At 60.9% G+C, this 4,375-nt stretch carries 3 protein-coding genes; 2 read left to right on the top strand and 1 reads right to left on the bottom strand.

Annotated elements, in window-relative coordinates; all coding sequences use genetic code 11:
- Window positions 1-195 precede the first annotated feature (195 nt).
- Window positions 196-2,460: a 5-methyltetrahydropteroyltriglutamate--homocysteine S-methyltransferase gene (gene metE, locus AACS24_RS01900; protein WP_108572188.1), complete on the top strand. Its 2,265-nt coding sequence runs from the start codon at window positions 196-198 to the stop codon at window positions 2,458-2,460.
- 181 nt (window positions 2,461-2,641) lie between these two features.
- A complete protein-coding gene (locus AACS24_RS01895) occupies window positions 2,642-3,391 on the top strand; it encodes a substrate-binding periplasmic protein (protein ID WP_108572187.1) in 750 nt (249 codons plus the stop codon).
- 98 nt (window positions 3,392-3,489) lie between these two features.
- On the opposite strand, the gene AACS24_RS01890 is transcribed toward AACS24_RS01895, so the two are convergent.
- Window positions 3,490-4,375, bottom strand: an 886-nt coding sequence (locus AACS24_RS01890) for a glycosyltransferase family 9 protein (protein WP_258223052.1), incomplete at its 5' end; no start/stop codon positions are given.

The following is a 4,375-nucleotide window of genomic DNA, read 5'->3' as shown; positions in this document are numbered from 1 at the left end:
TTAACACATGCAAAAACGGGCCTCTGTATCCTCGCGGTGAACCTGTTCGGCGGTCAGTTGAGGATTATTTGAGAGCCAGTTGAAGAGGATTCAATAGCCAGCGTCACCTTATCTTGTCATTTTGGATGTGTAAACATCTGGATGGCTAAATCATCCAGTTTCCCATCAGATGAATGAGCATAAGGAAATGAACCTATGACACGAGCACACACTCTGGGCTTCCCCCGTATCGGCGCCAAGCGCGAGCTGAAATTTGCCCTCGAATCCTACTGGCGTGGCGAGACCACTCAGGCCGAACTCGTTGCCGTGGGCAAGACGCTACGTGAGCGCCACTGGCAGGCCCAGCATGCCGCCGGGGTCAATCTGCTGCCGGTGGGCGACTTCGCCTGGTATGACCAAGTGCTCGGCACCAGCCTGCTGGTAGATGCGGTGCCTGCCCGCCATCGTAATGGTGAGACCGACCTCGACACCCTGTTCCGGGTGGCCCGTGGTCGTGCGCCGACCGGCCCGGCGGCGGCGGCCGCCGAGATGACCAAATGGTTCAACACCAACTACCACTATCTGGTGCCGGAATTTAGCCGTGACCAGCGCTTCAAGCTGGGCTGGAGCCAGCTGTTTGACGAGGTCGAAGAGGCCAAAGCGCTGGGGCTGCCGGTCAAGGCAGTGCTGCTGGGGCCGGTCTCTTATCTGTGGCTTGGCAAGGAGAAAGAGAGCGGCTTCTCTCGCCTTGAACTGCTCGATCGCCTGCTCATCGTCTATCAGGAGATCCTGGCGAAACTGGCCGCCCAAGGGGTGGAGTGGGTGCAGATCGACGAACCGGCGCTGGCGCTGGACTTGCCGGACGAGTGGCGGCTGGCCTACCTCAACGCTTACGAGCGCCTCGCGGGCCCCTGCAAGCTGCTGCTCACCACCTATTTTGGTTCGGTGGCTCATCAGCGCGACATCATCACCAGCCTCAAGGTAGATGGCCTGCATCTGGATCTGGTGGCCGCCCCCGAACAGCTGGAGACCCTGGTTCCGCATCTGCCCGCCCAGTGGGTCATCTCCGCCGGGGTGATCAACGGCCGTAACGTCTGGCGTGCCAATCTGGCCAAGCTGGCGCCGACTCTGAAGGCACTGAAAGCCAAACTCGGCGAGCGGCTATGGGTGGCCTCATCCTGCTCATTGCTGCATAGCCCGGTGGATTTGACCCTGGAGCAGGAGCTGGATCCCCAGACCCGCAGCTGGTTCGCCTTCGCCTTGCAAAAATGTTTCGAGCTGGGGCTGCTCAGAGAGTATCTGGATGGGGGCGAGCTCGACAAAATCACCGCCTACAGCCAGCCCATCGTCGATCGGGAGTCCGACAGCCGGGTGCACAAAAAAGCGGTGCAGTCACGGCTGGCCAGCCTCACCAACAGCGATTTTGATCGCCACAGCCCCTATCCGGTCAGGGCCGAGCTGCAGCGCTCGGATCTCAAGCTGCCGCTGCTGCCCACCACCACCATCGGCTCCTTCCCGCAGACCTCCCAGATCCGGGTATTGCGGCAGGATTGGCGCGCTGGTCGCATCGATGACAGCGCCTACGAGGCGGGTATTCAGGCGGAGATCCGCGATGCCATCGTGCGTCAGGAGGCCATCGGGCTGGACGTGCTGGTACATGGCGAGGCCGAGCGCAACGACATGGTGGAGTATTTCGGTGAGCTGCTGGATGGCTTTGCCATCACCCGCTTCGGCTGGGTACAGAGTTATGGCTCCCGCTGCGTCAAGCCGCCGGTGATCACCCGCGATATTGACCGCCCGACCCCCATGACCCTGGCGTGGACACAGTTTGCCCAGAGCCTGACCGACAAGCCGGTCAAGGGGATGCTGACCGGTCCTGTGACCATCCTCTGCTGGTCCTTCCCCCGCGAAGACGTGAGCCGCGAGCAGTCCGCCTTGCAAATCGGGCTGGCCATTCGCGACGAGGTGGCGGATCTGGAAAGTGCGGGCATCAAGATCATCCAGATCGATGAACCGGCGATCCGCGAAGGCTTGCCGCTGCGCAAACAGGATCATCAGGCCTATCTCGACTGGGCGGTGCGCGCCTTCCGTCTGAGCGCCAGCCCGGTGGCGGACAGCACCCAGATCCACACCCACATGTGTTATAGCGACTTCAACCTCATCATCGAGGCGGTGGCGGCGCTGGATGCGGACGTGATCACCATCGAGACCAGCCGCAGCCAGATGCAGCTGCTCGAAGCGTTCGAGCGCTTCAACTACCCCAACGAGATTGGCCCGGGCGTCTATGACATCCACTCGCCGAACGTGCCGAGCCAGAGCTGGATTGAGGGGTTGCTGCGCAAGGCGGCCAAACAGATCCCGGTCGAGCGGCTGTGGGTCAACCCGGACTGCGGCCTCAAGACCCGCGGCTGGGAAGAGACGGAAGCTGCCCTCAAGGTGATGGTCGATGCCACCAAAGCGCTGCGCGCCGAGCTGGCGTGAGCAGAAGGTCGTGACCGCTATCGATAAGGTGGCGTGCTGACAAGCTGACAAGCTGACGGGAGAGGGGAAGCCACTGCTTCCCCTCTCTTTTTCTGGTCACTATTTTCACTGGCTCCTGATCCTTGCCACAGCCCGCTTTGCACTAGGCTCAGAGGTGGCAGGAGTGGATGGAGTCGCGGCCATGGGTGTTGGTATGAGGAGCGCAATCCTGTGGGGATTGCTGATGTGGCAGAGTGTCTGGGCGGCACCAGCGGCCGAATTGAAGATGGTCTACTTTGACGACTTTGCCCCATATTCGTGGCGTGACGAACAGGGCAAGATGCGCGGGCTGATGATCGATGTGATGGATCGGGTGGCCGCGCAGATGGGGCTGCGAGTGCGCCATGAAGGCTATCCGTGGCAACGTGCGCAAAAGATGGTGCGGATGGCGCAGGCCGATGGTTTTGTAACCATCGCCACTCAGGAGCGGCGCAGTTATACCCTGCTTGTGGAAGAGCCGGTTACCACAACGACCCTGACGATATTTACGCCGCGCGCTCATTCCCATATGCAGGAGTTCCTGCAAGCCAAACGTCTTGGCGACCTCAAGGCGTTCACCTTTCTCGACTATCTGGGCAATGGCTGGGGCAAGGAGAACCTGGCCAGCTTCACCGTTCATCAGACCATCAATGTTGATAACGTCTTCAAAATGCTGGCTGCGGGTCGGGGTGACCTGATGGTGACAGATCCGCTGGTCGCGCGTTTCAAACTCAACAAGCTGGGGCTGGCCAATCAGGTGGTTGAAGTGCCACTCGTGCTTGAGTCAACTCCGTTTAACCTCTGCATTGGCAAACACTCCCGCTTCAATACCCGGATCACCGAGTTCAACAGGACCCTGCAGCAGTTACGGCAAAGTGGCGAGCTGGCGCGCATTGAAGCCCGCTATCGTTGATCTTCTGATGACATAAATCGTTTCAACCTGGGGGCTAACAGCGAAAGAGGGAAGGCGAAAGCCTTCCCTCTTTGCTGCATAAATGACAAGCGCCGCATTCAGCACGCCTGTTGCAGGTTGAGTGGCTGGTGGGCGGATTGTTCGATAAACAGTGGAGCGGGCGGCAGGGATGGGCGCTCACGCTCCATCACTCGGCTTAGCCACTGGTGATTAAGGGCGATCTGGTCGCGATCAGTCACCACCAGATTGTGGTGCTGGGCACCGAGGCTGCCGTAGTGGCGCGGATCTGTCTGGGTAAAGAGGCCAAGACAAGGGACTCCACTGGCGGCGGCCAGATGCAGCGGCCCGGTATCGCAGCTGACAAAGAGGGAAAGCCCGGCAGTGACGGCCGCGAATTCGCACAGGCTGGTGAGCGAGAGGGTGACATCGCCGACCAGAGGCAGTGGCGCAGCCGGGTCGTTGAACTGGATCATCACCGCATCGGGCGCTTGCCGGCGCAATTGGGCCAGCAGTCGTTGCCACTGAATGGGGGAGAGCCCCTTGCCTTTGCGGGCGCCGGTAAAAAAGCCGATGAGCGGTTGCCCCGGGTGTGCTCTGGCCAGCTCAACCAGCTGGGGATGGCGGGTCGCCACTGGCAGTCCCAGCGCTATCTGTTGCTCGGGGCCCGCATCTACTCCCAGCAGGCGCAGCGGGCGGTAGGCGTAGTGGCGATCTTCTTCGATGGGTTCCGGACGGGCGAAGATCGCATCCCCTTTGGCATCGTCAAATCCCAGTTTTTCGCAGCCGCGCACCCAGGCGGCCAGCAAGTGGTCGGTGCTGGAGGCAAATGGCACATATACCCGGTCGTAACGCTGCTGGCGCAGTTGCCAAAGGGCGGGCAGGGCGCTGATCAACCCTTTCCCCTGCAGCCTGATCAGATGAATGCGGTGCAACTTGAGGGCAGTAAACAGGGGGAGCAGTGGCCCCTTGCTGCAAACCAGCTCG

The organism is Aeromonas sp. HMWF016 (assembly GCF_963878195.1).
In the GTDB taxonomy this organism is placed as follows: Bacteria; Pseudomonadota; Gammaproteobacteria; order Enterobacterales; family Aeromonadaceae; genus Aeromonas; species Aeromonas lacus.
Note: the sequence above shows the minus strand (reverse complement) of the source record. Positions and strands in the feature narration are given on the sequence as shown.

Bases quoted from the DNA above. Each gene is read 5' to 3' on its own strand.
- metE (WP_108572188.1), top strand. From the start codon at position 196: ATGACACGAGCACACACTCTGGGCTTCCCCCGTATCGGCGCCAAGCGC.
- AACS24_RS01895 (WP_108572187.1), top strand. From the start codon at position 2,642: ATGGGTGTTGGTATGAGGAGCGCAATCCTGTGGGGATTGCTGATGTGG.